We start from the raw sequence: 1,452 nt of genomic DNA, 5'->3' as shown, positions 1-1,452 counted from the left end.
CAGAATTACCACCTTCTACAACAGCACCACTTTGAACTTCAATAGCTTCAGCTTCTATATCTTTAGAGGTTCCATCTATATTAATACCATTATTTCCAGCTTTAATGCTACTACCTTTTTCTAGGATAATTCTTCCTAGTTCCATAGTATTGCCGCTAGAACCACCATGATCAAAAAAAGTTATACCATTTAAATCAGCTTCTATAGTGCCTTTATTAATAATAGTATTAATTTTATTTCCAGCTTCTGCTGAGATACCTTGAGATTTTGATTTAATAAGACCTTCATTGGTTAAATTATCAATAGTGGAAGTGCTATTATATTGAGTCATAAGATAAATAGCTCCAGTAAATGCGTTGTCACTAGTTGATTCTATAGTTCCTTTATTGGTAAAATTATTTATAATACCCACACTTAAATTTAAACCTTTAATACCAGAAATTAAACCACTATTATTAAAAGTTTTAATCTCAGTTTTACCAAGATAAATAGCTTCACCATTGTTTGAACTTATAGTTCCACTATTGCTAAAATTATTGATTGTAGATTTATTACTGTTTGTTCCCCAAAATGTTATACCAAATTTAGAAGCACCATTTCCTATAATGCCAGTATTTTCAAAGCTTTCTATAGTAACACCACCGCTACTACTATCTCCTATACTAACACTAGCAGCATTACTTCCACCTTGAATGGTTCCACTATTGCTAAAATTCTCTATACTTGAACCACTTGATACATTTACACCTTTTCCACTATTACTTTTAATAGTTCCACTATTACTAAAAGTTTTAATTTCAGTATTACCAAGATAAATACTTTCACCATTTTTTGAATGAATAGTTCCACTATTGCTAAAATTATTGATTGTAGATTTAGATCCATCTTTTCCCCAAACTGTGATACCAAATTTAGAAACACCATTTCCTATAGTGCCAGTATTTTCAAAGCTTTCTATGGTAACACCATTTGAACCACTTTCTCCCATATTTATACTAGCTGTACTACTTCCACCTTGAATGGTTCCTTGATTTAAAAAAGTAGAAGTTGAAGTTCCTTGTGCAAAATTTATAGCATTAGCACTAGCACTAGAAGCAATAATACTTCCGCTACTTTCATTAGTAAAAGTATTTATAGCTGCTCCATTTTCTATATTTACTCCATAATTACTACTTTGAATAATTCCACTATTGTTAAAAGTTTCTATAGTTGATCCACTCTTTAAGCTTACTCCTTGATGAGAGTTACTTTTAATAGTTCCACTATTGTTAAAAGTTTGAATATCAGCATTATTAAAATATATAGCTTCATTTTTTGAATGAATAGTTCCACTATTACTAAAATTATTGATTGTAGATTTAGATCCATCTTTTCCCCAAACTGTGATACCAAATTTAGAAACACCATTTCCTATAGTGCCTTCATTAGTGAAGGTATCTATAGTAGCACCAT

General features: G+C 30.4%; 1 pseudogene. It reads right to left on the bottom strand.

The window, feature by feature from the left end:
* Nucleotides 1-1,452 (bottom strand): annotated as a pseudogene (locus JG677_RS08135) (hypothetical protein); the annotation flags it as partial.

Origin of the sequence: Campylobacter sp. TTU-622 (genome assembly GCF_016598965.1) — a bacterium.
Classification (GTDB): domain Bacteria; phylum Campylobacterota; class Campylobacteria; order Campylobacterales; family Campylobacteraceae; genus Campylobacter_D.
This window is presented reverse-complemented; position numbering and strand designations above follow the sequence as displayed.